This window comes from Neoroseomonas lacus (assembly GCF_014644535.1).
Classification (GTDB): domain Bacteria; phylum Pseudomonadota; class Alphaproteobacteria; order Acetobacterales; family Acetobacteraceae; genus Neoroseomonas; species Neoroseomonas lacus.
The window spans coordinates 90,558-115,077 of the sequence record NZ_BMKW01000006.1 but is presented as its reverse complement, the minus strand read 5'-3'; the positions used below and the strand labels follow the sequence as shown (position 1 = coordinate 115,077).

Sequence of the window (24,520 nt, the reverse complement as noted above, 5' to 3'; positions counted from 1 at the left end):
TCAAAGATAATCGGCAGGATGAAGCTATCGCTTGGCCTGCATATGATGTCAAGACATAGTGCTCATCTCACCCTCCGCGCCGGAATCGCCGCCCTGGATCAGCGCCTCGCTTGGATCACCGCCTATGAACGCTGCGGCAATGCTGCGGAGGTCTGTCGCCGGCATGGCATTTCCCGGGCCACGCTGCGCAAGTGGTGGCAGCGCTACGAAGCCGAGGGCATCGCGGGCCTCGCGGAACGCAGCCGAGCGCCGGTTCATTCGCCGTCGCGCAAGGTGATACCCGCGCAGCGCGAGGCGGTGCTCGCCTTGCGCGATGCTGGCCTCGGCTTCGGTCGGATCCGCGACCGGCTGGCACGGGATTCGGGCATCGATCTTTCCGTCTCGACCATCCGGCGAATCATCTCGCGCGCCGACCCGGCCTGGCGCCCGGCGGCATCGGCGCCGCCCGCGCGATCTCCGCCGGAAGGGCTTGCCAGCACCACACCGCCGGAAGGCGTCGCGGCACAACTCGCCGAAGCAATCCATGCCGGCCATTTCCGGCCCGGCGAGAAGCTCGCCGAAGAAGCCCTGGCGCGCCGCTTCGGTGCCGGCCGCACCCGGATCCGCGACGCGCTGCGCAGCCTCGCCTTCCTTGGCGTGGTGCACATCGAGCGCAACCGCGGCGCCTTCGTTGCGCGCCCCTCGGATGCGGAGATCGCCCGCGCCTATGAGGCACGGCGCGTCATCGAGGCCGGCATCGTCTCGGATATCGGCCGGCTCGCCCCCGCGCAGGTCGAGACCTTGCGCCGGCACATCGCCGCGCAGGCTACCGCAGAGGCCAGCGGCCAGCGGGTGCGTCTGGTGCAATTGCTCACGGAATTCCATCTCGTCCTCGCCGGGATGAGCAGCAATCACTTCCTGCGCGGTTTCCTCGAACGACTGACGGCGACGACGTCCCTTGCCGTGCTGCTGTACGACCGCGCCGCACCACCCTGCTGCGCGGTGCAGGAACATGCGGATCTCGTCGACCACCTCGCGCGTGGCGAGTCCGCCGCCGCCGTGGCGCTGATGCTGCGTCATCTCGGCGCGAACGAGGCGCGGCTCGACAGCGAAAGACGGGACGAGCCGTCCAGCGGCGCAGCTCAGCGGGCTTGAGCCGTCGCACCACGGCGCGCTTCATCGTCATCGTACCGCGCCGCCATGAGCCGCGCATGCCGTCGCCGCGCCCCGCATGGGCGCGACGCTGCTGCGGGCCCGGCCATTCCCGGCGTGCCGCAGGGCGTCATGGCCTGTGCCGGCAAACTCGTGTTCCATCGCCGGATCGGCGACGGCGTCACCGTGCGCGGGCATGCCGGCATCGCCTGGCCGCCGCAGCGGACGCCGTGGCAGTGCAATGACGGAGTGACCATGCCCCTCGATCCCGGCGCGCAAAGCGTCCTCGACCTGATCCGTGACAGCGGCCGCCCGGCCCTGCAGACCCTGACGCCGGAGGAGGCGCGCGAGGTCTCCACCGCCGCCGCCCCCGTGCTGCAACCCGACCCGCCCGTTGTGGCCGAGGTCGAGGATCTCACCTGCCCCGGCCCGGCCGGGCCGATCGGGCTGCGCCGGTATCGCGGCCTCGGCACCGATGCCGGGGTGGCACTTCCTTGCCTGGTCTTCATCCATGGCGGCGGCTGGGTGATCGGCAGCCTGTACACCTATGATCAGCTCTGCCGCAGCCTGGCGAACCATCTCGGCGCCTGCATCATTTCGGTGGATTACCGCCTGGCGCCGGAAAACCGCTTTCCCGCCGCGGTCGATGACTGCGCCGCCGCGCTGCGCTTCATCAACGCCGAGGCCGCCGCGCTCCGCATCGACGCGACCCGCATCGCCGTCGGCGGGGACAGCGCCGGCGGCAACCTCTCTGCGGTGATGGCGCTGATGGGCCGCGACGGCACCGTGCCGGCGCCGGGCTTCCAATTGCTGCTGTATCCGGCGACCGACCTCGGCGCCGCGCAGCGGCCCTCCCATGAACGCTGCATCGAGGGCTATCCGCTGACCACGGCGACGATGTGCTGGTTCATCGACCACTACATCCCCGACGCCGCCGCGCGCATCGACTGGCGCGCCTCCCCGCTGCGCGCGGCGTCGCTCGCCGGCACGGCCCCGGCCTTCGTAATGACCTGCGGCTACGACCCGCTGCGCGACGAAGGCATCGCCTATGCCGAGCGACTTGATGCCGAGGGCGTGCCGGTCACCCACCTGCATGTGGCCACCCAGATGCACGCCTATCTGACGATGGGACGGCTGGTGCCGACCTCGGACATCACCCTGCGCCAGGCCGCCGCCGCGCTGCGGGCGCATTGGGGGTTGGCGTAGGGCGCGCCGAGACTGGAGGGGCCTTGCCCCTCCAAGCCACCCCACCAAAGGCCCGGGGCCTTTGGAAACCGTGGGTCAATCTGGCGGCACCGGGCCAGGCTGGACGGCCCATCCAGGGGATCGGCCTCCGAGCGTGCTGATCAGGTGCAGATGCCTGCAGAAACAATGGCCCGGAGCGGAGGTGGTCGTCGGCGTGAACGCAATCCGCTTCGACGTCCTGATTCCGAAATCCTGCGGGCGTCGTTCCCAGGCCACCAGCCCTTGGTTTCACTGGCCTGCATGTCGGCCCATTCGCTGGAAATGCAGCGAACGTCGCCGGCAGGATATTGGCATTAAACTGCTCAAACTATTGTTTTTGCACACTTTAGGATTTTAGCGTTTTAGGATTTTAAGCGGCCCGGCCATCCACCCGTCGCAGGCGCAATACGCCGCTTGATGATTGGAACATATCAGGAACATCGGCGGAAATCCACTGCCGCCATCATGTCACGGTGCCGAGACCCGCCTCAGCGCAGGTCGCGCGGCAAGGCGGTGCGGCCCGTCTTCGAGATGACGCGGTGATCTGGCGGGCTTGGCGGTAACGGCGCCAAGTCCGCACGGGGGCAGCGCACCTTTCCGGGGGCGCCCTCCGCTCATTCCACCGCCAGCCGCTCGATCAGGTTGCGCAACAGCCCCGCGCCTTCGGCCAACCCTTCGATCGTACCGGGCTGGCCATCCGGGCTGCCCGCGCCCGGGGGGAACGCCATGCGGTCCTGCGCCAATTCCGCCGTCGTGAGCTGTCCGTCATTGTCGTAATCCAGGCTGGCGACCACCAGCCGCGCCGCCGCCAGCGCCGCCATGCTGCCCAGCCCCGTCGTGACGGCGATCACCTCCGGCTCGCTGCCCTGTTGCAGCGCCAGCGCCCAGGCGGCGCCGCGCAACAGTCGCGCCACCTCGGCGATGCTCAGCTTGTGGTCACCGGAGACATCGGCTTCGCGGACCAGCACAGCCAGACAGGAGGCCGGCGGTCCGGCCTGGCAGGCCGCCTCCAGCCGCTCGAGCGTGCTGAGGAAGGCGAGCCCTTCGCCATGCAGCAGCGCGTTGCCCACCCCCGGCGCCTGGCAGCGCAACCAGCGCGTCACCCGCGTCTCGCCGGGCAGCCGGTCGTCGCGCAGCTTGGCATCCGGTTCGGCGAGGTCGATCGCATCCTCGGCCGGGCGCAACATGACGCGCGGCGCCTCCGCCCCGGCGCCGACGCCCAAGGTCCAGCCCGCCTGGTCGCGCACCGTCCGGAAGCGCACCAGCCGCGCCGGCCCTTCCGCCGGCAGCCGCACCACGCCGCGCGCGGTGACGTGCAACAGCGCCTCGGGTGCCGCGCAGGACCCGCGGGCCCAGGTGCCGCGCAACGCCTCGGGCACGCCCTGCGCAGCCGCCGGCCGGGCGGCGAACAGCGGCAGCGCCGGCGCCGCCACGACCATCAGCAGCGCCAGGGCCAGGCGCTTCATTGCAGCACCAGCTCCTCGCCGGCGCAGAGGTCGAGACCGGTCAGGACGACCTCCCGCCCGTCGCGGAACACCACCATCAGCTCCGCGAGGCAGCCGGTGCCCTCGGGGGGCGCGAAGTCGAGCGCCTCGCCGACGCCGAGAACCGTGCGGCCCAGCCGGTCCGGCCCACGTTCGCCACCGGGCGGATACGCGTAGAGCTCGGCGACCGGAACCTCGGCCCGGTTGCGCAGCCGCACGCTGCCGGGGCGCGGGCCACGATCCTGCTGCTCATCCTGGTCGAGCGTCTCCACCAGGGTCCAGCCGGGCCGCAGCACGATGACCGGGTTCTCGCACAGATTGATGGAAGCGCGTTCCTCGGCGGCGCGGCGTTCCTCGAAGACAATGCGCAGGTCGGCCTCGCAGTCGCGCAGCCGGGCGGCGACCTCGCGGCGCTGGCCGCGCGGGAGGGGCTCCTCGCCCAGTCGGTCGGGGCCCCAATCATCCTCGGCGCTGCCGGACAGATAGACCTCCTGCACCGCGGCGCCGTGGCGGTTGACCAGCGTCACCCGGCGTTCCGGGGCGCGCGGGGCACCCGAACCGTCGAAGGCGACTTCCCGCGTCGTGCAGAGGTTGACGCCCTGTTTCACTTCCTCCGCGTCATCCTCATAGACGGCACGCAGGTCCCACAGGCAGGCGGTGCCGCGGACGCGCAGGGTGAAGTCGGTGCCGGCGGGCAGCAGGTCGGTGCCCAGCCGGTCCGGTCCCCAGGCCAGCGGCGCGCGGGTGGAGGCGAAGAATTCGCGGATCGCCCGATCGCCGGTGTTGGCGATGCGGGCCTCGCGCTGCGGCGCGTTGGGGTCCCCGAAGGTGACGCGCGGCGTGCGGCAGATGTTCAGGGCCGGGCGCGTTTCCTCCTCGCCATCTTCGAAGACGGCGGTCACGTCGAAGACGCAGTCGCGCGTGCGGCCGAGGCGGACGCGCCACTCGCGGCCGGCGGGGATGACATTCTCGCCGAGCCGGTCCGGGCCTCGGCCCGGCGCGTTGGGCAGGGCGGCGAATATCTGCAGCAGGATGGCGTCGGTCTCGTTGCGCACCGTCACCTCGCGCAGGGGAATGGCGGTGTCGCCGAACTGCACGCGACGGTTCTGGCAGATGTTCTGCCGGCGACGATCCTCGGTGCCGTCCTGGTACACGGCGCGGAATTCGAGGTCGCAGGTCGCCCCCGGGAGGCGCGCGCGGAAGGTGCCGCGGTCGGGCACGGTGTCGGAGCCGAGCAGGTCGGGCCCGAAATCGGCGGCGCCGGGGGGGGCCGCGTAAAGCTCCCGCAAGGTCTGGCCGGATTGGTTGGTGATGGTGGCTTCACGCTCGCGCGGCGCGGGCTGGGGGGTCGTGGCGCGCGGCGTGGGCTGGGCCAGGGCTGATAGCGGGGCCAGGGCGATGCAGACGGCCATCGCCAGGGAAGGCAGGCGCATGAAGGGCCTTTCGGGGGGGAGTTTTGCGTCGGGCAGGATGACGGTTGCGCCGGACGCTCCGCAAGCGCTGACAGGACACGGTGCGGGGGAAAAACGCATGCGTGGCGGGTGTTTGTGCGGCGTGGTGCCGGCGGGCCACGTTGGCTGCGGCGGGTCGTCGCCGGCCGCCCCGACCGGGCCTTGGACAGGCGTGGCCCAGGCGGCGCGGATGGCGCCCGCGTCAGGGCGCGCGGGCGGGTGGCGGGGCGGCGTCGGGCGCTGGCGCGGGTTCGGGCGCGAGCGATGGCGCTGGGGTTGCTGCCGGCGCGGGTGCCGGTGCCGGCGTTGGTGCTGGCGCGGGCTCAGGCCCGGCTGCCGGCAGCACCACCACCGTCACCGTGCGCGATGGCGGCGTCTCCGCCCGCACGCGGGGGCTGAACTGCGCGCTGCGCGCCTCCGTCCGCAACCGGTCGCGCGATACGCCGAGGCCGGCCAGCGCCGTGGCCACCGCCCGGGCGCGCTCGGCGGCAAGGCGGATGGAGGTGGTCGCGCCGCCTTCCTGCCCGGCATGGCCGAGCACGCAGGCGACACGCGAGCGGTCGGCGGCGAGCGCTTCGACCACCGCCGCGAGGGGCGAGCGGGCGGCGTCGCCGATGCGCGCCGAACCGCGCGCGAAGGGAATGGAATAGACGTCGTCTTCCAGTTGCAGCGCGCCGACGCAGTTGATGGCGGCGACCTCGGCCATGGCCGGTGTCGTCAGCAGGGCGAGGAAAAGGGCGAGGCGCTTCATGACCCGACCAGCACCCCGGCCTGGCGCAGCCGCGCGATCAGCCCCGGCGCATCAACCGCCGGCCAGGCGGTGGCGAGGTCTGCCTCCGTTACCGTCGGCCGGGCGAGCACCCAGGCGGTGGCCTCGACCTCGCCAAAGGGCATGGGGATCACACCGCCGGCGGTCTTGAGGCCGAATTCGTTGCCGCGCCGCACGGTCTTGGCGCCGGGCTCGGCGACGCGCAGGCGGGGGCCGGCGGCGCGCTCGGCGGGCGCCGCGGGAGCCGCGCCGTCGCGCGCGGCGAGCAGGTCGAAGCCGCCGCGATGGAAGCGGTAGTCGCGGATGAAGCTTTCCAGCACCTCGATCACCTTGGGGTCCTTCGCCAGTTCGGTCAGCCGCGCGCCGAGGCTCGCGAATTGTTGCGACAGCGCATATCGCGCCGCCGCCGTGCCGTCCTGCCGTGGCAGGGGTTTGCGGAATGCCGCGTCATACAGTGCGCGTTCGGACAGGATGTTCAGCACGTCCATCCCGAGCGGCGCGTGGACGCCATAGGCAATGTGGACGGAGTTCGGCGCCTCGGCCAGCGCGTCGTGATACCAGCCGCGCGGCAGGTAGAGGATGTCGCCCTTCTTCAGCACCACCTGCTCGCGCAGTGCGCCGCGGGCACGGTCGTGATGGTCCTGCTTCTGGCCGCGGAAGATGGGGTGCGGGATTGGGTAGTCGGCACGGCCTTCCCAGATGTTCCAGGTCTTCTCGCCTTCCACCTGCAACGCCCAGACGTCGTGGGTGTCGTAGTGCGAATGGAACGCCTTGTGCGATTGGAAGGAGATGTAGACATTGGCCTGCGCCTTCCCCAGCCCGGCATCTTCGAGCGCGGCGGAGACGGCGGCGAGGCCCGGCGTCAGGCTGTCCACGTCGTTCATCACCACCGAGGCGCCGCGGCGCACCCAGTCCTGCACCTTGGCGGCGACCGGCTGGAGTACCGGCGCGCCGTCGCGCGAGGTGGCCTTGGCGCTGTATTGGGGGGGCGGCACCGCGACGCTGTCGAGCACCAGCCTGAAGCTGGTCTCGGACCAGATATGCGTCATGTCGAGCAGGCGGTTGATGGCGGCCCAGTCCAGCACCTCGGCGAAGCGCGCCGGGTGGCCCTGGACATGCAGCGGCTGCCGGTCGTGGAACTCGGCGAAGAAGCGCTCGGGGGTGATCGGGGCGAGCAGGTCTTGCAACGTCATCGTCATGGCGTGAACTCTAGCCTGGAAGTCGTGAGCGCGTCAGCGTCGGGCTGGACGCCGGGGCGAGCCCTGGCGCAGGGTTCCACGGGGGCCAATAAACAGCTGGAGGAACCGCCATGGCGGACGATATTCGCGCCCTTCCCGACACCACGCGGGAGGAAGTTCTGCGCGCCGCCGCCGATGTGCTGGCCGCCCAGGCGCCCGGCCTGCCGCACGGGGCCGCCACGCTGCTGCGGGTGCTGCATGCCGCGGTGCCGACCGGCGAACTCGCCGCCACGCCGCCCGAGACACTCGCCGCCGCGGCCGCCAGCCTGTACGGCTTCGCGGCGGATCGCGCGCCGGGGACCGCCAAGGTCCGGCTGCTACCGGCCGGGCCGGACATCGGCCCCCGCCCGGTCGCCGAGATCGTCACCGACGACATGCCCTTCCTGGTCGATACGGTGCTCGCCGCCCTGGCGCTGCATGGCCGGGCGGTGACCTCGCTGCTGCATCCGGTGCTGCGCGTCAGCCGCGACGCGGCGGGGCATCTGCTGGCCCTCGACCCCGCGGGCGGCGGGCGCGAGAGCATGATGCGCGTCACCCTCGGTGCCGCCGGGCCGGTGCTGTCGGGCCCGGCGGCGCGTCCGGCGGAGGCGCTGGACGCGCTGGAAGCGGCGTTGGCTGGCGCGCTGTCGGATGTGCGCGCGGCGACCTCCGCCTTCCCGACCATGCTCGGCCTGCTGCGCGGCGCGGAGGCCGAGGTCGCCGCCCCGGGCGGGCCGGATGCCGAGGAGGCCGTCGCGTTCCTGCGCTGGTTGGCGGAGGATAATTTCGTCCTGCTCGGCCATCGGCGCTTCACCCTGCGCGCGGATGGCGTGATCGCCGTCGTGCCGGAGGAAAATCTCGGCCTGCTGCGCGATCCTTCGCTGCCGGTCTTCGATGCGCTGCGCGACCTCTCGGCGATCCCGCCGGCGGTGCATGCGACGCTGTCGCTGCCTACGCCGGTGGCCGTCGCCAAGGCGAATATGCGTTCCACGGTGCATCGGCCGCAGCATGCCGATGTGGTGGCGACGCGCATCTTCGACGCTGCCGGCAAGGTGGCGGGCGGGCGGCTGTTCCTCGGGCTGTTCGCGGCGGCGGCCTATAACCGCAACCCGCGCTCGATCCCGCTGCTGCGGCGCAAGGTGGACCATATCCTGGAGATCGCCGGCGTCGAGGCGGACAGCCATGACGGGCGGGCGCTGCGCAACATCCTCGACACCTGGCCGCGCGACGAATTGTTCCAGGCGCCGGCCGAGGTGGTGTTGGAAGGGGCGCGCCGTGCGCTCGACCTGACGATCCGCCCGCGCGCCGCGCTGGCGGTGCGGCCCGATCCGTTCGAGCGCTTCGTCTCGGCGATCGCCTGGCTGCCGCGCGACACCTTCGACACCCGGCTGCGCGAACGCGTGGGGCAGATGCTGGCGCGCGCCTTCGGCGGTCGTCTGTCGGCCTTCTACATCGCGCTGGGCGACGCGCCGCTGGCGCGGGTGCACTACATCATCGCGACCAGGCCCGGCGAGGTGCCGGCGGTGGATACTGTGGCGCTGGAGGCGGCGATCGCGCAGGTCGCGCGTGGCTTCGGCGAAAGGCTGGCCGAGGCGCTCGCCGCCACCCAGGGCGAGGCGGAGGCGGCCGGGCGGCTGGCGCGGTGGCGGGAGGGCTTTCCCGCGACCTATCGCGAGACCGTCGGCGCGGCGCAGGGCGTGGCTGACATACTGCTCGCCGAGCGCGCCATCGCGGCGGGGCGGCCGCGGGCCGATCTGCGCCGCGCGCCCGGGGCCGGGCCGCGCGAGCTGACGCTGCGGCTGGTCAATGCCGGCGGGCCGCTGCCGCTGGCCGATGCGCTGCCACTGTTCGAGAGCCTCGACCTGCGGGCGGTGGAGGAACAGCCCTATCACATGGCGCCGGCTGGGGGGCCGCCGGTGGTGCTGCATGTCTATCGGCTGCAAGCCGGGGCGGATTGCCCGGAGGATCGGTTCGACGAGATCCTCGGTGCGCTCTCGGCGCTGCTCGATGGCGCGGCGGAGGCGGATGGCTTCAACCGGCTCGTATTGCGGGCGGGGCTCGACTGGCGCGAATGCTGGCTGCTGCGGGCGATGTTCCGCTGGGCCAAGCAGGTCGGGTTTCCGTTCGCGCAGGCGAGCGTCGAGGCGGCGTTGGCTGTGCAGCCGGAAGCGGCGCGGTTGCTTGTCGAGATCTTCCGCCGTCGCTTCGACCCGGCGGCGACCGACCGCGACACATCCGAGGCCGAGGCCGCCTGGACGATGCTGCTCGACGGCATCGAGAACCCCGATGAGGACCGCATCCTGACGCGGCTGCGCGTGCTGCTCGATGCGATGCTTCGGACCAATTTCTACCAGGGCAAGGACACCATCGCCTTCAAACTGGACAGCGCGAAGGCCGGCGAGATGCCGCTGCCGCGGCCGTGGCGCGAGATATTCGTGCATGGCGTGCGGATGGAAGGTTGCCATCTGCGCGCCGGGCCGGTGGCGCGCGGCGGCATCCGCTGGTCCGATCGGCGGGAGGATTTCCGCACCGAGATCCTCGGGCTGATGAAGGCGCAGCGGCTGAAGAACGTCATCATCGTGCCGACCGGGGCGAAGGGCGGCTTCGTGCTGAAGCATCCGCCGCCGATGAGCGACCGCGAGGCGTTCCAGGCCGAGGGCATCGCCTGCTACAAGATGCTGGTGCGCGGGATGCTCGATCTCGCCGACAACTACCAGGGTACCGTTGTCGTCACGCCGCCGGGGATCGTGCGGCGGGATGGGGATGATCCCTACATCGTCGCCGCGGCCGACAAGGGGACGGCGACCTTCTCCGACATCGCCAATGGGTTGTCCGCCGAGTACGGCTTCTGGCTAGGCGATGCCTTCGCCTCGGGCGGCAGCGCGGGCTACGACCACAAGGGCATGGGCATCACCGCGCGCGGTGCCTGGGTGATGATCGACCGGCATTTCCAGGAGACGCTGGGCCGTTCCGTGCAGGATGCGCCCTTCGACATGGTCGGCGTCGGCGACATGTCGGGGGACGTGTTCGGCAATGGGTTGCTCGTCTCCCGAAAGACGCGGCTGCGGGCGGCGTTCGACCATCGGCACATCTTCCTCGACCCCGATCCGGACCCTGAGGCGTCCTATGCCGAGCGCGAGCGGATCTTCGCGCTGCCGCGGTCGTCCTGGGCGGACTACACGGCGTCGCTGATCAGCACGGGCGGCGGCGTCCACGCGCGCAACGCCAAGACCATTGCGCTGAGCCCGCAGGCGCAGGCGATGCTCGGCATTGCCAGCGACCGCGCCGAGCCCACCGCCATCATGCAGGCGATCCTGCGCATGGAGGTGGAGCTGCTCTATTTCGGCGGCATCGGCACCTATGTGAAAGCCTCGACGGAATCACAGGCCGATGCGGGCGACCGCGCCAATGACGCGATCCGCATCGATGGCAACGAGGTGCGCGCGCGCGTCGTCGGCGAGGGCGCCAATCTCGGCGTGACGCAGGCCGGGCGCATCGAGACGGCGCGGCAGGGCATTCGCATCAATACCGATGCGCTCGACAATTCCGCCGGTGTCTCCACCTCCGACCATGAGGTGAACATCAAGATCCTGCTTGCCGATGCCGAGGGCGAAGGCGTGCTGACGCGGCGCAATCGCGACGAGCTACTGCGCGAGATGACGGATGAAGTCGCCGGCCTGGTACTGCGCGACAACCACCAGCAATCGCTGGCCGTCACGCTCGAACAGATGGGTGGGGCGGAGGATCTGTCCGCCCAGGCGGCGCTGATGGAGACGCTGGAGCATGCCGGGCTGCTCGACCGCGCCGTGGCCGGGCTGCCGGATGCGGCGGCGATGGGCCGGCGGATGGGCACTGGCGATGCCTTGACGCGGCCCGAGATCGCCGCGCTGCTGCCCTTCGCCAAGCTGTGGCTGACCGATGCGGTGGTGGAGTCCTCGCTGCCGGATGAGCCGGCGCTGCTGCCGGCGCTGGTCGCCTATTTCCCGCAACCGTTGCAGGCGACTTATGCGCGCTTCATCGAGCGGCATCGGCTGCGGCGGGACCTGATCGCCACCATCGTCGCCAATGCGGTCGCCAACCGGCTGGGCTGCGCGGCGCTGGCGCGGCTGACCATGGCGGCCGAGCCGGTCGCCGCCTGCCGCGCTGCGCTGCTCGCCGCCGAGGCCTTCGGGCTCGAAGCCGCGTGCGACGCGATCGATGCCTCACCGGCCTCGGCCGAGGCGCGGCTCGATGCGCTGCTGGCGCTGCGGCGGCTTCAGGAAGCGGCGGCGCAAGACCTGCTCGGCGCGCCGGCGCAGCCGCTGGAACAGGCGCTCGCGACCTTGCGGCCGGGCATCGCCGCGCTGGCCAGTGCCGCCGCAGCGCATGCGCCAACGCTCGCGGAAGGGCTGCCGGCGGAGGCTGGCGCGCTTGCCGCCGCCGCGCCGCGCCTGGCGGCCGCGCCGGCCGTGGTGCGGCTCGCGGCGCGTGCCCGGGTCGATGCGGCCACGGCGGCGACGGCCTGGGCGGCGGTGGAGGAAGCCTATGCGCTCGATGCGCTGCGGGCGGGGATCGGCGCGGCACCGGCGCCGGGCGCCTTCGGGCCGCGTGCCAAGGCCGCGCTGGTCGAGGAAGTGGCCGCGAGCCAGATGCGGCTCGCGGCGCAACGACTGGCCGGTGGGGCGCCGGATGGAGCGCGCGCGGCCTCGGTCGCCGCGCTGGTGCAGGAAGCGGCAGCGGCGCGGGACCTCGCGGCGGTGACGGTGGCGGTGCGAGGGGTGGCGTCGCTCGCGGCGTAAGACTGGGGGAACGGCGCCCCATACGCGCGGAGATTTCGCGGTGCGACGGTGGGAGCCGGAGAGGGCCTTGCCCGCTCCGGACCACCCCCAACCACGGGGTGAGGTGTGGACAGGGGCAGAGCCCCTCTTCAAGGCCGCCAGCGTCGGTCGGTTCGCGCCTATGGGGCGGCGCCACTCTCCAATCAGCAGCCGCGTCAGTACAGCGTCGCCGTCAGCCGCAGCCCCACCACCAAGGCGTTGGGCAGGGCGGAGGTCGCGCTGCGGCGTTCATCCGGTTCGCGCGCCGCCGGGTGGAACAGCGCCTGCACCAGCGGCCGCACCGCCAGCCGGTCCGCGATGATCGAATAATTGTAGTTCAGCTCGACGATCGTCTCGTAGTCGCGCACCGGCCGGTCGGCGCCGAAGGCGATCAGTTCCTGGTCGTAGTTGCGCGAATCATTGCCGATGCGCGCCCAGGAGACGCCGAGCGAGATGGCGTCGTGCTCGCGCTCGAACGGTCCGCGCCAGGCGACGCCCCCATCGAGCTGCACGGAGACGGCGTTGCGGTCGTCCGGCTGGGTGAAGGCGCGACCGAAGACGCCGACCAGGCCGCTCTCGCCCCGCCACAGCACCGCCTCGCCGATCGCGTAGTAGCCGTAGTTGTTGTTGAAGCGCTTGGGCACGCCGGAGCTGGCCGGGTTGGCCAGGGACAGGCCGTCATCGGCGGTGTTCACGGAATCGAAGCCGCCATTGTGGTACCAGCCGCCGAGCTTGAGGGTCCATGGCCGCGGCGCGTCGTCGCTGCCTTCCGGCGCGGTTCCGCCGGTGACGAATTCCGCCATGTAGAAAATGCCGCCGGCCAGGCTGAAATTGATGCCGTAGCGGTTATGCGCCTGCGGGTTGGTATCGACGCCGTATTTGCCGCCGGGATTGCCGGAGAACATCGCCGCGCGCAGGCCGGTGCCGGCATCGGGATCGCCGATGTTCACGCGCACGCCCGGCGCGGCGAGCGGATAGGCCGGCCCGCCGGCCGGCAGGGTATTGGCCAGCGCGACCGGCCAGCCCCAGGTGCCGCTGACCAGGTTGCCGGCGAACTCGGCGGTGGCGAATTCGCTGTCCGCGGCAAGCTGGCCGAAGCGGATCGAACCGTATTCGCCGAAGCTGCGTTCCATCCACAATTCGAACAGCCGGACGGTCGACAGCGCCTCGATGCTGCTGACCGGGGCGAGGCTGCCGACCAGCGTCGGCGTCGGCTGTCGGCCATAGATGCCGAAGGCCGAAGCCTGGGCCGACCACCCTTCGAGGCCGAGCATCTTCTCGAGGTCCAGATGCGCGGCGAGGCGCAGCTGCGCGATCGCGGCCACGCCCGAACGCACGCCGCCGGTGGTGTTGCCGATGGTGTCGACGATCAAGCCGGCCGAAAGGCACAGGCCATTGGCCGCCTCGGTGCCCTCCTCGCAGGCCGCTGCCGGTTCGGTCTCCTCGGCGCGCAGGCCGGCGGCCGGGGTGACCGCCGCCAGCCCCGCAAGCAGGGCGGCGCGCGTGGCCAAGCCACGGATCTGGGGGGGAAGGAGCAGCATCATCAACAATCTCCCAGCGGCGACGAGGCCGCCCTCGCGGACGCAATCACAACATGATACTATATAACATCGACGGAAACGCAACTGCGTCGCATTATCGGCACTTCATCCAGGCTGCCATCCATCGCCACACCGTGAAAATCGGCTTCTTTCCAGCGATGTCGGGCGAGGCGGCGACGCGGCGCAGAGCGGTCGGCACTGCGGGGCCGACCGCATTGCGATTGCGAGCGGTTTGCAATTGAGGCATATACCGGCGCGTCAGGCGCGCAGGCCGCACGCCGCCTCCCCCGCCGCTTCCCTGCCGGAATGGAATTGTCTGTCATGCCAAGCCGTCGCATCGTCCTGGGCGTCACGCTCGCCTCTCTGCTCGCGCGCCAGGCGCATGCCGAAGCGGCGCCGGCGAAGCGCGCGGTGCTCGCCACCTATGTGGATATCGGCGCCGCCATGTATGCCGATGCCCTGGCCGGCGCGCGCCTGCTGCAGCAGGCCGTCGCAACACTGATCGAGACACCATCCGAGGCGACCCTCACCGCGGCGCGCCAGGCTTGGCTCGCCGCCCGTCCGGCATATTCGCGCACCGAGTGTTTCCGCTTCGGCAATCCGGTGGTGGATGCGTGGGAAGGCCATGTGAATGCCTGGCCGCTCGATGAAGGCCTGATCGACTATGTCGATACCGCCAGCTACGGCGAGAGCAGCGACGAGAACCCGCTGTTCACCGCCAACATCATCGCCTCGCGCCAGATCACCCATGCCGGCGAGACGATCGACGTCACCGTCATCACGCCCGAGGTGCTGACCAAGCTGGACGAGATCGGCGGCATCGAGGCGAATGTCACCATCGGCTACCACGCCATCGAATTCCTGCTCTGGGGCCAGGACCTCAACGGCACCGGTCCCGGCGCGGGCAACCGGCCCTATACCGACTACGTGCTGGGCGAGGGCGGCACCGGCGGCAACATGGACCGTCGCCGCGCCTACCTAACCGTCGTCACCGGCATGCTGGTGGCGGAACTCGAGACCATGGCGGCGAGCTGGCAGCCCAATGGCGCCGCCCGCCGCGCGGTCACCGCCAATGGCACCGATGCCGGCATCGCCGTCATCCTGACCGGGCTGGGCAGCCTCTCGCTCGGTGAACTGGCGGGCGAGCGGATGAAGCTCGGCCTGTTGCTGCATGACCCGGAGGAGGAGCATGACTGCTTCTCCGACAACACCCACAACAGCCATTACGGCAACATCGTCGGCATGCGGTCGGTCTATCTCGGCGAATACCGCCGCACCGATGGCTCCATCGTGCGCGGCCCGTCGCTGTCGGATTTCGTGCGCGCCGGCTTCCCCGCACTGGACCGCGAGATGCGCGCCAGGCTCGACGCGACGCTCGCCGCCTTCGAGGCGATGAAGACCCGCGCCGAGACGGTCGAGGCCTATGACCAGATGCTCGCGGACGGCAATACCGAGGGCAATGCGGTGGTGCAGAACTGCATCGACAAGCTGCTCGACCAGACGCGCACCATCGAGCGCATCATCGGCGCGCTGCGGCTGACGGTGACGCTGGAACGCTCGCAGAGCCTCGACAACCCCGATGGCATCCCGCGTCGCTGACCGCCATGCGTCGCCTCATCCCGACCGCGGTCGCCTTGCTGCTGGCCGGCACCGCGCTCGCCAGTGACCGCCCGGACCCGTCCGAGCTGCTGCCAGGCGGGGCGGCCACGGTGCGCAACACCGGGGATGCGCGGGCCTTCTCCCAGGGCTCCGGCAACCTTCCCTATGAGCGGCTGTTCACCTTCCGCATCGGCGATGGGGTGTTCCGCAAGCTGTGGGTCTCCTCGCCATCCTCGACCACCAGCTCGGATGGGCTGGGGCCGCTCTACAATTCGCGGGGCTGCCAGTCCTGCCATTTGCGCGACGGGCGCGGCCGGCCGCCGGAGGCGGGCGAGGCGGCGTCCTCCTTGCTGATGCGCCTGTCGGTGCCGCCCACCGCCCCGCGCCCGACCGAACCCACCGCCTCCACGCTGCCGGCCACGCCCGACCCGACCTATGGGCTGCAGTTGCAGACCTTCGGCATCCAAGGCCATGCCGCCGAAGGCCATGTTGCGGTGAACTGGACCGAGGAGGCGGTGCCGCTCGCCGGCGGCGAGGTCGCCCATCTGCGCCGCCCCGCCTGGCGCATCGAGAATTGGGGCTATGGGCCGCCGGGGCCGGGCCTGATGACCTCCCCGCGCGTCGCGCCGCCGATGATCGGACTCGGCCTGCTGGAATTGGTGCCGGAGGCCGACATCCTCGCCGGCGCTGACCCCGATGATCGCAACCATGACGGCGTTTCCGGCCGCGCCGCGCGGGTCTGGAGCGGCGCGCTCGGCCATGCCGCGCTCGGGCGCTTCGGCTGGAAGGCGCTCGCCCCCACCCTCGCCGACCAGTCGGCCGACGCCTTCATGGCGGATATGGGCCTGTCCACGCCGATCCACGTGGCGCAGGGCTATGGCGAATGTACGCCGGCGCAGACGCTGTGCCGGGCCGCGCCCGACGGTTCCCCCGGCCCTGGCAAGCCCGAGGTCGAACCTCGGCTGTTCGACCTGGTGGTGTTCTACGCCCGTAATCTCGGCGTACCGGCCCGCGCCGAACCGACGCCGGAGGTGCTGCGCGGCCGTGCCATCTTCCGCGACATCGGCTGCTCCGCCTGCCACCGCCCGTCCTTCACCACCGGCCACGCGGATGACCGGCCGGAACTCTCGGGCCAGCGCATCTGGCCCTATACCGACATGCTGCTGCACGACATGGGCGAAAGCCTCGCCGACAACCGCCCCGAAGGCGCGGCGGACGGGCATGAATGGCGCACCGCGCCGCTGTGGGGCCTCGGTCATACCCAGGCGGTGAGCGGCCATACCGAACTGCTGCATGACGGGCGCGCCCGCAATGCGCTGGAAGCGATATTGTGGCATGGTGGCGAGGCCCAGGCGGCGCGCGACCGGGTGGTCGGCCTGCCGCCCGCCGACCGCGCCGCCCTGCTCGCCTTCCTGGGAAGCCTGTGATGACCTTTCGCCGCGCCCTGCTCGCCGCTGCCTTGTTGCTACCCGTCGCGGCCTGGGCACAGCCCGGACCGGAGGCGCAACGCGAAGCCATCCGGCGCATCGTGGCCGGCCATGTGCTGCCGCGCCACGCTGCCTTCACCGCCGCCGCGCACGACTTCGCCGCCGCCACGGCGGCGGTCGAGGCCAACCCCTCGGCGGCCACCGCCGATGCCGCGCGCGCTGCCTGGGTGCGGACGGCGCTTGCCTTCCAGGGCATCCGGCATCTGCGCTTCGGGCCGATGGATGCCTTCGACCGCGGCTTCCGCATCGACCTGTTCCCCGACACGCGCAACACCATCACGCGCGACATCGCCGAACTGCTGCGCGGCGCCGACCCGGCAAGCATCACACCCGAGGCCTTCGCCCGTGGCCGCGTCGGCGCGCAAGGCCTGCCGGCCGCCGAACGGCTGTTGTTCGGCGCCGAGGCGCCGCGCCTGCTCGTCGCCGACCAAGCCTTCCGTCGCAGCCTGCTGACGGCGATCGGGCGCAATCTGCAGGACATGGCGAGCGGCCTCGAAGCAGCCTGGACCACCCAGCACCCGACCGAGGAAGTGCTGCTGGAGGGCACGCCCGGCGGCATCTACCAGACCCCGCAGGACGGCCTGCTGGTGCTGTTCAAGAGCCTGCATGGCGGCATCGAATTCGTCACCGAGCGCGAGGTGGCGCGGCCCCTCGGCCCCTCGCTGCGCGAGGCGTTTCCCCGCCGGGCCGAGGCTTGGCGCAGCGGGCAGTCGCTGGCGCTGGTCAGCGCCGCCATTGTCGCGCTGGAGGAATTGTGGCGCACCGGATTCGCGCCGCTGACCAGCGCTGCCGAGCCCAGCCTGACCGGCGCGATCGACGCCGCCTTCGCCACCGCCATCACCGCCGCGACGCGCGTGACACCCGGCCTGGAAGCCGCCGTGGCCGATGCGAATGGGCGCCCGAAGGTCGAGGCGCTGGTCCAGGCGCTCAACGACACCCGGCATCTGCTGGCCGACCGGGTGGCCCCGGCCATCGGCGTGCCGGTCGGCTTCAACTCGACGGATGGCGACTGATGACGACGATCGGACGACGCGGCACCCTCGCCTTGGCCGGGGTCGCTCTGGCGAAGCCGAGCCTGGCGGCGACGCCATACTTCCTCTCGGCCGCCGCCGATGCCAGCGGTGCCTGGCGGGCGGCCGCCTTCGGGCTGGATGGCACGCCGCGCTTCGAACTGGCCCTGCCGGCGCGCGGCCATGGCGCGGCGGTCGCCCCCGATCGCGGCACCGCCGTGCTGTTCGGCCGCCGGCCCGGCGACTACGCGCTGGTGCTCGATGCCGCCAGCGGTGCCGTGCGGCACACCATCGCCCGCGCCACCGACCGCTGGTTCTGCGGCCATGGCGCCTACTCGGCCGATGGCGCGCTGCTGTATGCGACCGAACTCGATGCTCAGGGCGAGGGCGTTGTCGGCGTCTATGCCCCCGGCCGCGACTTCGCCCGCATCGGCGAATTCCCCACCGGCGGCGCCGACCCGCATGACATCCGCCTGACCCGTGACGGCCGGTCGCTCTGGGTCGCCAATGGCGGCATCCGCACCGACCCCAGGTTGCCCCGCGCGCGGCTCGACCTCGAGACCATCGACAGCTTCCTGGTGCTGATCGACGCGGCGAGCGGCCGGATCCAGGCGCGCCGCCGCCTGCCCGGGGAGGACACGCTGCTCTCGCTGCGCCACCTCGCCATCGACGCGGATGGCGAGGTGTTCGTTGCCATGCAGCATGAAGGCCCGCGCTTCGAACGGCCGCCGCTGGTCGCGATCGCCGACGCCGCGCGGATCGCCATGCTGGACGGCGCGGAACCGCTCTGGGACGCGCTGAATCACTATACCGGCAGCACGGCGGCGACCGCCGATGGCCGGCTCGTCGCGGTGACCAGCCCGCGCGGCGGGGTGATGGCGGTGATCGAGGCGCGGACGCGGCGCGCGCTGTTCCGCACCCCGCTGCGCGACGGCTGCGGGGTCGCGGCGGGCGGTGGCGGCTTCGTCGTCACCTCCGGCCTTGGCGGCGGCATCACCGTCGGCGCCGATGGCGCGGTGGCAGCCTTGCCGGCCGGCTGGGTCGAACGGCTGCGCTGGGACAACCACCTCGTCTCGCTGTGATCCCACGGGGGCTTGCCGATGACCAGCGGACGACGAATGGAGCGGCGACGGCCCTCCGAACAACCCTGCTCCGGTTCCCATCGACGGGGGGCCGGCTGGGAGGCCGGCTTTGGCGATGGACATGGAACGCATCCCGCGCCCGCGCAGCGCGGCTGTTGCGCGGACGCAGGTCCCGGCGCCGTTCCCGACCGCGGCGCAGGTCGCCACGCCAATGCACGCGCCATCGCTTGACAGGGCAAGCGGTCGCTCGCCGGACCTCACCTCGCCACAGGCTTGAAGCGGTTCGGAGGGGCAGAGCCCCTCCGGTTCCGCCCCGCCTACTCGGCCGCGATCGCCAGGGTCGGGTAGTCCGTGTAGCCGTGCGCATCCCCGCCATAGAAGGTCTTGGGGTCCGGCGCGTTCAGCGCCGTGCCGGTCCGCAGCCGTGTCGGCAGGTCCGGATTGGCCAGGAACGGCACGCCGAAGGCGATGACATCCGCCCGCCCGCCGGCGATGTCCGCTTCCGCCCGCGCGGCGTCGTAGCCGCCGTTCAGGATCAGCGGGCCGTCGAACAGCCGCCGGGCGATGCCCGCCGCGTCGTAGCTGTAGGCGCCGCCCACCAGGTGCAGATAGGCCAGCCCCTGGCCGGACAACGCGGTGGCGAGATGCGTCAGCGTCGCCTCAGGGTCGGTATCGGCCACGTCGTTGAAGGTGCTGCCCGGATTGACGCGGACACCGACTCGGCCAGGCCCGATCGCCGCCACCGCCGCGGCCACGGCGCCGAGCAGGAAGCGCGCGCGGTTCTCGACCGACCCGCCCCATTCATCGGTGCGGAGGTTGGCGTTGGTCGAGAGGAACTGGCTGGGCAGGTAGCCGTTGGCGCCATGGATCTCGACGCCGTCGAGGCCGGCCTCGATGGCAAGGGTCGCGGCGCGGCCATAGGTCGCGATCACCGCCGGGATCTCGGCCGCGTCCAGGGCGCGCGGCACCGGCATCGGCTTGGGACCGGCCTTGGTGATGATGTCGCCCGCCGCCGCCACGGCGGAGGGCGCGACCGGCGAGCCGCCATCGAGGAAGTCGGGATGCGAGATGCGCCCGGTATGCATCACCTGCGCAACGATCCTGCCGCCCTTGGCGTGCACGGCCTCGGCCACCTTGCGCCAGCCGGCGACCTGCGCGGCGCTGTACAGGCCGGGGATGTCGATATAGCCGCGGCCGCCGGCATCGGGCGTGGTGCCTTCGGTTATGATCAGCCCGGCGGTGGCGCGCTGGCCGTAATACAGCGCGTTGAGGTCGGTCGGCACGCCGTCGGGGCTGCGGTTGCGCGTCATCGGCGCCATCGCGATCCGGTTCCGCAGCGTGATGTCGCCGAGGCGAACGGTACTGAACAGGGTCTGCGTCATGGTCATCATCCTCGAAATGCGAAGGGGCGAGGGATTGCTCCCCCGCCCACGCTTCGCGTTGTGTCGATGCTCAAGCGTTGGCCGGGATCACCTGGCGGCCGAGCAGCTTGTTCACATCCAGGGCGAAGGCCCCGGCGCCGAGGCCGGCCTGCACCAGCAGCAGCACGGTCCAGAAGGCGGGGAATTCCCAGCCGCCGCGCGCGGCGCTGAAGACCCAGCCATTGCCGATATGCTGCATTGTGGCGCCGATCATGATCGGCAGCGCCAGCAGGCTCACGACGCGGACGCCGACGCCAGTGACAAGCGCGATACCGGCGCCGATCTCGGCGATGATCACGATCAGGCCGAAGATCGGCGGGAAGCCGAGCGAGCCGAAATAACCCATCGTGCCGGCGACACCGAAGGTCGCCAGCTTCAGCAGCCCGCCATGGGCGAGGAACAGCGCGCCCATGCTCACGCGGAGCAGGAAGGCGGCGTAGGGGGTGGTCGTCTTGGTGTCGAGCATCGTCATCATCCTCGTTGCGGAAAGGCCCCACGGCCTTCGGTGGGGCGCACCATGCCTCGGGAGCCCCCCCGGCTTCCAACGGGGCTTCGGAACGTCCATCATCACCAACACGAATGGCGGACCTTTCCACTCTCGACCTGAACCTGTTGCGTGTGTTCGACGCGGTGGCGCGCGAACGGCACGTCACGCGCGCGGCGCAGCGGCTGAACCTGTCGCAGCCGGCGGTGTCCAACGCGCTCGCCCGGCTGCGCGCGGCGCTGAATGACGAGCTGTTCCTGCGCCGCCCGGGTGGCGTGGAGCCGACGGAGCTGGCGCTGGCCCTGGCCGGACCGGTGGCGGAGGTGCTCGACCGGCTGCGGGATACGCTGGCCGTCCATGCGCCGTTCGACCCGATGACCTCCGATCGCGTCTTCACCCTTGCCTTGTCGGAATATGCCGAGGCGGTGCTGGCGCCGCCGCTGCTCCAACGCATGGGGCGGGAGGCGCCGGGCTGCCTGGTGGCGATCCGCCATGCCGACCGCACCAATTGGCAGGAATTGCTGGAACGCGGCGAGGCGGAGCTTGCCGTCGGCGTGCTGCCGGAGCCGCCGGCGATCTACACCCGCATCCGCCTGCTGCCCGAGGGCTTCATGACGTTGATGCGGCAGGGCCACCCGTTGGCGAGCGGGGTGATGACCGAGGACCGGCTGATCACCTTCCCGCATCTGTTGCATTCGCCGAACGGGTCGCGCGACGGGGCGCTGGACGTGGCGCTGGCGACGCGGGGGAAGAAGCGGCGACTCGGCGCGGTGGTGGCGCATCTGTCCGCGGTACCGGGCATCCTGGCACGCACCGACATGGTGATGACGCTGTCGGGGCGGCTCGCCCTGTTGCTGGCGGATGCGCATGGGCTGGTGGTGCGCGAATCGCCGGTCGAGATCCGCCATACGCGGCTGTCGATGATCTTCCATCGGCGGCTGGAAAGCGATGACGGGCATGCCTGGCTGCGGCGGCTGATCCTGGCGGTGGCGCGGGACGTGCCGGCGGTCGAGGCCGGTGGTGCGCCGCGTGGCGATGACGATTGAGGCGGCGATGAGCGACAATTTCGACCATGTGATCGTCGGCGCCGGCTCCGCGGGCTGCGTGCTGGCCAACAGGCTTTCGGCACATGGCGCGACGGTCGCCATCATCGAGGCGGGGGGCAAGGATCGCCACCCCTATATCCACATCCCTGCCGGCTATGCGCGCATTCTCGACCACGCGAAGTTGACCTGGGGGTTCCGCACCGAGCCGGATGCGGCGACGGGCAACCGCGCGCTGGATTATCCGCGTGGGCGGGTCTGGGGTGGGTCGTCATCGATCAACGGGCTCGGGCATGTGCGCGGGGACCCGTCGGACTACGATCTCTGGGCGCAGAAGGGTTGCACGGGGTGGGGGTGGGACGACCTGCTGCCCTATTTCGTGCGCCATGAATCCTTCGCCGGCGGTGGCGAGGGGCGCGGCACCAGCGGGCCGCAGCCGATCGAGCATCTGGCCGAGACGCCCGAATTGCTCGACCAGTTCGCCGCCGCCGCCCGTGCGATCGGCCTGCCGGTGAATGCGGACATGAACGGGCCGCGGCGCGAGGGCTTCGCCACCTTCCAGCAGACGCGGCGGGGGCAGCGGCGCGTCTCGGCGGCGCGGGCGTATCTGGTGCCGGCGTTGTCGCGGCCGAACCTGACGGTGATCGACAACAGCCTGGCGCTGCGCATCGTGGTGGAGGGTGGCCGCGCGACGGGTGTGGCGATCCGGCGCGGTGGCGAGGAGCGCATCATTCGCGCGCGGTTCGGCGTGGTGCTCTCGGCGGGCGCGATCGGATCGCCGCATCTGCTGATGCGGTCGGGCATCGGGCCGGCGACGCATGTGGCGGAACATGGCATCGCGCCGGTGTTCGATGCGCCGGGGGTCGGGCAGAATCTGCAGGACCATTACATCGTGCGGCTGAGCTATCGGCTGACGGATCATCGCTGGTCGGCCAATCGCCGCATCGTCTGGCCGAGGCTCGGGCTGGAAGTGCTGCGCTGGCTGACCACGGGCAAGGGCGTGCTGACCTGGTCGCCGGGGATGATGTCGCTGTTCGCGCGCACCGAGGCCGGCTTGGATGCGCCGGACATCCAGATCAATGGCGGGCCGCTGTCCTGGCAGGATGGTCGGATCGGCGTGCCGGAGACGGAGCCGGGCTTCACCCTCGGGGTCTGGCAATGCCGGCCGCATAGCCGGGGGTCGGTGACGCTGAAATCGGCGCGGGCGGAGGATGCGCCGGCGATCGCGCCGCGCTTCCTGACGGAGCACGCCGACGAAGCCTGCGTAGTACGCGGGATGCGGTTGGCGCGGCGCTGGATGGCGGCGGCGCCATTGCAGGGGATTGTCGCGCGGGAAGTGCGTCCGGGACCGGAAGCGGAGAGCGACGAGGCGTTGCTCGCCGTGGCGAAGGCGACAGGCGGGACGGTGTATCACCCATCCTGCACGGTGCGGATGGGCGGGGATGCGAACGCGCCGCTGGATGCGCGGCTGCGGTTCCGGGGGATCGAGGGGCTGCGGGTGGTGGATGCGTCGGTGTTTCCTGACATTCCTGTCTGCAACATCAATGCGACGGTGCTCAGTGTGGCGGAGAAGGCGTCGGATCTCATTGCCGAGGATATGCGCGCGTAAGAAGGTCGAGGGGGCGTCGCCCCTCGAGCACCCGGCAGGAAACAAAGGTTCCTGCACCTTCGCTCGTCTTCTGCGAAATCGTGGGCGACATTTTGGCAGTCAGCCCAACGCCGGCGCCCGGTACCAACAGATGGCATTCCAAAGGGCACTGCCCTTTGGTGGGGTGGTTTGGAGGGGCAAAGCCCCTCCAATCTACGCTTCCGCCTCCGGCGCGAAATTCATCGCCACCCCATTGATGCAATACCGCAGCCCCGACGGCGGCGGCCCGTCATCGAACACATGGCCCAGATGGCTGCCGCAAGTCGCGCAATGCACCTCGACGCGCACCATGCCGTAGCTGCGGTCCACCGTGGTCTCGACCGCGCCGGGCAGCGGGTCGTCGAAGCTCGGCCACCCCGTGCCGCTCTCGAATTTCCGGCCCGAGCGGAACAGCGGCGTGTCGCAGCCCACGCAGGTGAACACGCCGGCGCGCTTTTCCATCAGCAGGGCGCAGCTGCCGGGCCGTTCGGTGCCGTGGTCGCGCATCACCCGGTATTGTTCGGGCGTCAGCAGCGCACGCCATTCGGCGTCGCTGCGGGTGATGGGGAAGGTCTTCTCCGTCGTCGTCATCCTGGGTCCTTTCGGCTGGCGGCCGCGGGGGCGCAGCATAGCATGGCGTGCCCGATCCGCGCCCGCCCGCCGCGCTATATTGGGGTGCACATAGCCCCACACCAGCCGTCAGCGCCGCAACGCCTTGATGTCCACCAGCGGCGTTCCATCCACGCAATCGAGGCCGCGCACCAACACCGCCTCATCCGTCACCGCCACCACCTCCACCTCGGAGGACGAGATCGGGTTGGGCCGGTTCGGTGAGCGCAGCGCGAAGGTGCCGAGCGGGGCCGGCCTTCCCTTGGGCGCCTGCACCAGCAGGTCGCGCCGGGCGAGGTGCATCCAGTACAGCACCTCAAGCCTTGCGCCAGGCTCGATGCCGCGCAGGGCCGGACGCCAGGGTGCCTCGATCTCAATGCGACAGACTGGCCCCTCCGGGCTGCCGCGGTGCGGGCAGTCGGCCCGGGTCGCGAAGGGCGTGCGGATGCTGCCGATGAAGCTGATCGCGGCATCGGCGCGATCGGGCATGCCGCCCTCCACCTCGCCTGGCCGCGTGGCATTCCAGTCCATGGTCTCATTCCCCT

At 71.2% G+C, this 24,520-nt stretch carries 18 protein-coding genes; 9 read left to right on the top strand and 9 right to left on the bottom strand.

The features are described 5' to 3' along the window. Positions 1 to 18: 18 nt before the first annotated feature. Entirely contained in the window at positions 19 to 1,134 is a 1,116-nt protein-coding gene (locus tag IEY36_RS13075; protein ID WP_188967519.1) for a GntR family transcriptional regulator, read from the top strand. 45 nt (positions 1,135 to 1,179) lie between these two features. Further along, on the top strand, positions 1,180 to 2,337 hold the full coding sequence (locus IEY36_RS13070) for an alpha/beta hydrolase (protein ID WP_229681295.1): 1,158 nt from the start codon (positions 1,180 to 1,182) through the stop codon (positions 2,335 to 2,337). 632 nt (positions 2,338 to 2,969) lie between these two features. Here IEY36_RS13070 and IEY36_RS13065 read toward each other — a convergent pair. From IEY36_RS13065 to IEY36_RS13050, 4 genes are all read right to left on the bottom strand, one after another. Further along, positions 2,970 to 3,821: a hypothetical protein gene (locus tag IEY36_RS13065; protein ID WP_188967518.1), complete on the bottom strand. Its 852-nt coding sequence runs from the start codon at positions 3,819 to 3,821 to the stop codon at positions 2,970 to 2,972. Beyond that, complete coding sequence (locus IEY36_RS13060) at positions 3,818 to 5,272, bottom strand: hypothetical protein (protein ID WP_188967517.1); 1,455 nt, start codon at positions 5,270 to 5,272, stop codon at positions 3,818 to 3,820. The genes IEY36_RS13065 and IEY36_RS13060 overlap by 4 nt, the downstream gene beginning before the upstream one ends. Positions 5,273 to 5,492: 220 nt before the next feature. Next, positions 5,493 to 6,041, bottom strand: a complete 549-nt coding sequence (locus tag IEY36_RS13055) for an OmpA family protein (RefSeq protein ID WP_188967516.1) — start codon at positions 6,039 to 6,041, stop codon at positions 5,493 to 5,495. Next, a complete protein-coding gene (locus tag IEY36_RS13050; RefSeq protein WP_188967515.1) occupies positions 6,038 to 7,258 on the bottom strand; it encodes a cupin domain-containing protein in 1,221 nt (406 codons plus the stop codon). The genes IEY36_RS13055 and IEY36_RS13050 overlap by 4 nt, the downstream gene beginning before the upstream one ends. Positions 7,259 to 7,368: 110 nt before the next feature. On the opposite strand from IEY36_RS13050, the gene IEY36_RS13045 reads away from it, so the two are divergent. Further along, the gene (locus IEY36_RS13045) at positions 7,369 to 12,054 is read left to right on the top strand and encodes an NAD-glutamate dehydrogenase (RefSeq protein WP_188967514.1); all 4,686 of its coding nucleotides are present in this window, start codon (positions 7,369 to 7,371) and stop codon (positions 12,052 to 12,054) included. Between the two features lie 194 nt (positions 12,055 to 12,248). Here the strand turns inward: IEY36_RS13045 and IEY36_RS13040 are convergent, their stop codons facing one another. Next, positions 12,249 to 13,616: a carbohydrate porin gene (locus IEY36_RS13040; protein WP_188967513.1), complete on the bottom strand. Its 1,368-nt coding sequence runs from the start codon at positions 13,614 to 13,616 to the stop codon at positions 12,249 to 12,251. 318 nt (positions 13,617 to 13,934) lie between these two features. Between IEY36_RS13040 and IEY36_RS13035 the strand changes: the two genes are divergently transcribed. Genes IEY36_RS13035 through IEY36_RS13020 form a run of 4 tightly spaced genes read left to right on the top strand, consistent with a single transcriptional unit; the run spans position 13,935 to position 18,791 of the window. After that, entirely contained in the window at positions 13,935 to 15,212 is a 1,278-nt protein-coding gene (locus IEY36_RS13035; RefSeq protein WP_188967512.1) for an imelysin family protein, read from the top strand. Positions 15,213 to 15,217: 5 nt separating this feature from the next. Then, positions 15,218 to 16,639 (top strand): di-heme oxidoreductase family protein, encoded by a 1,422-nt coding sequence (locus IEY36_RS13030; protein WP_188967511.1) that lies wholly within the window; start codon positions 15,218 to 15,220, stop codon positions 16,637 to 16,639. Continuing rightward, positions 16,639 to 17,712, top strand: coding sequence for an imelysin family protein (locus tag IEY36_RS13025; protein ID WP_188967510.1), 1,074 nt, complete (start codon positions 16,639 to 16,641; stop codon positions 17,710 to 17,712). The genes IEY36_RS13030 and IEY36_RS13025 overlap by 1 nt, the downstream gene beginning before the upstream one ends. Next, the gene (locus IEY36_RS13020; protein WP_188967509.1) at positions 17,712 to 18,791 is read left to right on the top strand and encodes a DUF1513 domain-containing protein; all 1,080 of its coding nucleotides are present in this window, start codon (positions 17,712 to 17,714) and stop codon (positions 18,789 to 18,791) included. The genes IEY36_RS13025 and IEY36_RS13020 overlap by 1 nt, the downstream gene beginning before the upstream one ends. Before the next feature lie 317 nt (positions 18,792 to 19,108). Here the strand turns inward: IEY36_RS13020 and IEY36_RS13015 are convergent, their stop codons facing one another. Both IEY36_RS13015 and IEY36_RS13010 read right to left on the bottom strand, forming a co-directional pair. Next, entirely contained in the window at positions 19,109 to 20,173 is a 1,065-nt protein-coding gene (locus tag IEY36_RS13015; protein WP_188967508.1) for an alkene reductase, read from the bottom strand. Positions 20,174 to 20,243: 70 nt separating this feature from the next. Beyond that, positions 20,244 to 20,678: a DoxX family protein gene (locus tag IEY36_RS13010; protein WP_188967507.1), complete on the bottom strand. Its 435-nt coding sequence runs from the start codon at positions 20,676 to 20,678 to the stop codon at positions 20,244 to 20,246. Between the two features lie 113 nt (positions 20,679 to 20,791). Between IEY36_RS13010 and IEY36_RS13005 the strand changes: the two genes are divergently transcribed. Further along, positions 20,792 to 21,742, top strand: a complete 951-nt coding sequence (locus IEY36_RS13005; protein WP_188967506.1) for a LysR family transcriptional regulator — start codon at positions 20,792 to 20,794, stop codon at positions 21,740 to 21,742. Positions 21,743 to 21,749: 7 nt separating this feature from the next. Then, positions 21,750 to 23,348: a GMC family oxidoreductase gene (locus IEY36_RS13000; protein WP_229681294.1), complete on the top strand. Its 1,599-nt coding sequence runs from the start codon at positions 21,750 to 21,752 to the stop codon at positions 23,346 to 23,348. A 192-nt stretch (positions 23,349 to 23,540) separates the two neighbouring features. On the opposite strand, the gene msrB is transcribed toward IEY36_RS13000, so the two are convergent. Together msrB and tsaA are read right to left on the bottom strand one after the other, a co-directional pair. Further along, on the bottom strand, positions 23,541 to 23,957 hold the full coding sequence (gene msrB, locus IEY36_RS12995; RefSeq protein WP_188967504.1) for a peptide-methionine (R)-S-oxide reductase MsrB: 417 nt from the start codon (positions 23,955 to 23,957) through the stop codon (positions 23,541 to 23,543). Between the two features lie 108 nt (positions 23,958 to 24,065). Next, a complete protein-coding gene (gene tsaA, locus IEY36_RS12990) occupies positions 24,066 to 24,506 on the bottom strand; it encodes a tRNA (N6-threonylcarbamoyladenosine(37)-N6)-methyltransferase TrmO (RefSeq protein WP_188967503.1) in 441 nt (146 codons plus the stop codon). Between the last annotated feature and the right edge of the window lie 14 nt (positions 24,507 to 24,520).

Coding starts and splice junctions, on each gene's coding strand:
- IEY36_RS13045 (WP_188967514.1), top strand. CDS start 7,369: ATGGCGGACGATATTCGCGCCCTTCCCGACACCACGCGGGAGGAAGTT.
- IEY36_RS13035 (WP_188967512.1), top strand. CDS start 13,935: ATGCCAAGCCGTCGCATCGTCCTGGGCGTCACGCTCGCCTCTCTGCTC.
- IEY36_RS13005 (WP_188967506.1), top strand. CDS start 20,792: ATGGCGGACCTTTCCACTCTCGACCTGAACCTGTTGCGTGTGTTCGAC.
- IEY36_RS13010 (WP_188967507.1), bottom strand. CDS start 20,678: ATGCTCGACACCAAGACGACCACCCCCTACGCCGCCTTCCTGCTCCGC.
- IEY36_RS13050 (WP_188967515.1), bottom strand. CDS start 7,258: ATGACGATGACGTTGCAAGACCTGCTCGCCCCGATCACCCCCGAGCGC.
- tsaA (WP_188967503.1), bottom strand. CDS start 24,506: ATGGACTGGAATGCCACGCGGCCAGGCGAGGTGGAGGGCGGCATGCCC.
- IEY36_RS13065 (WP_188967518.1), bottom strand. CDS start 3,821: ATGAAGCGCCTGGCCCTGGCGCTGCTGATGGTCGTGGCGGCGCCGGCG.
- IEY36_RS13020 (WP_188967509.1), top strand. CDS start 17,712: ATGACGACGATCGGACGACGCGGCACCCTCGCCTTGGCCGGGGTCGCT.
- IEY36_RS13040 (WP_188967513.1), bottom strand. CDS start 13,616: ATGATGCTGCTCCTTCCCCCCCAGATCCGTGGCTTGGCCACGCGCGCC.
- IEY36_RS13075 (WP_188967519.1), top strand. CDS start 19: ATGAAGCTATCGCTTGGCCTGCATATGATGTCAAGACATAGTGCTCAT.
- msrB (WP_188967504.1), bottom strand. CDS start 23,957: ATGACGACGACGGAGAAGACCTTCCCCATCACCCGCAGCGACGCCGAA.
- IEY36_RS13070 (WP_229681295.1), top strand. CDS start 1,180: ATGAGCCGCGCATGCCGTCGCCGCGCCCCGCATGGGCGCGACGCTGCT.
- IEY36_RS13025 (WP_188967510.1), top strand. CDS start 16,639: ATGACCTTTCGCCGCGCCCTGCTCGCCGCTGCCTTGTTGCTACCCGTC.
- IEY36_RS13000 (WP_229681294.1), top strand. CDS start 21,750: ATGAGCGACAATTTCGACCATGTGATCGTCGGCGCCGGCTCCGCGGGC.
- IEY36_RS13015 (WP_188967508.1), bottom strand. CDS start 20,173: ATGACGCAGACCCTGTTCAGTACCGTTCGCCTCGGCGACATCACGCTG.
- IEY36_RS13060 (WP_188967517.1), bottom strand. CDS start 5,272: ATGCGCCTGCCTTCCCTGGCGATGGCCGTCTGCATCGCCCTGGCCCCG.
- IEY36_RS13055 (WP_188967516.1), bottom strand. CDS start 6,041: ATGAAGCGCCTCGCCCTTTTCCTCGCCCTGCTGACGACACCGGCCATG.
- IEY36_RS13030 (WP_188967511.1), top strand. CDS start 15,218: ATGCGTCGCCTCATCCCGACCGCGGTCGCCTTGCTGCTGGCCGGCACC.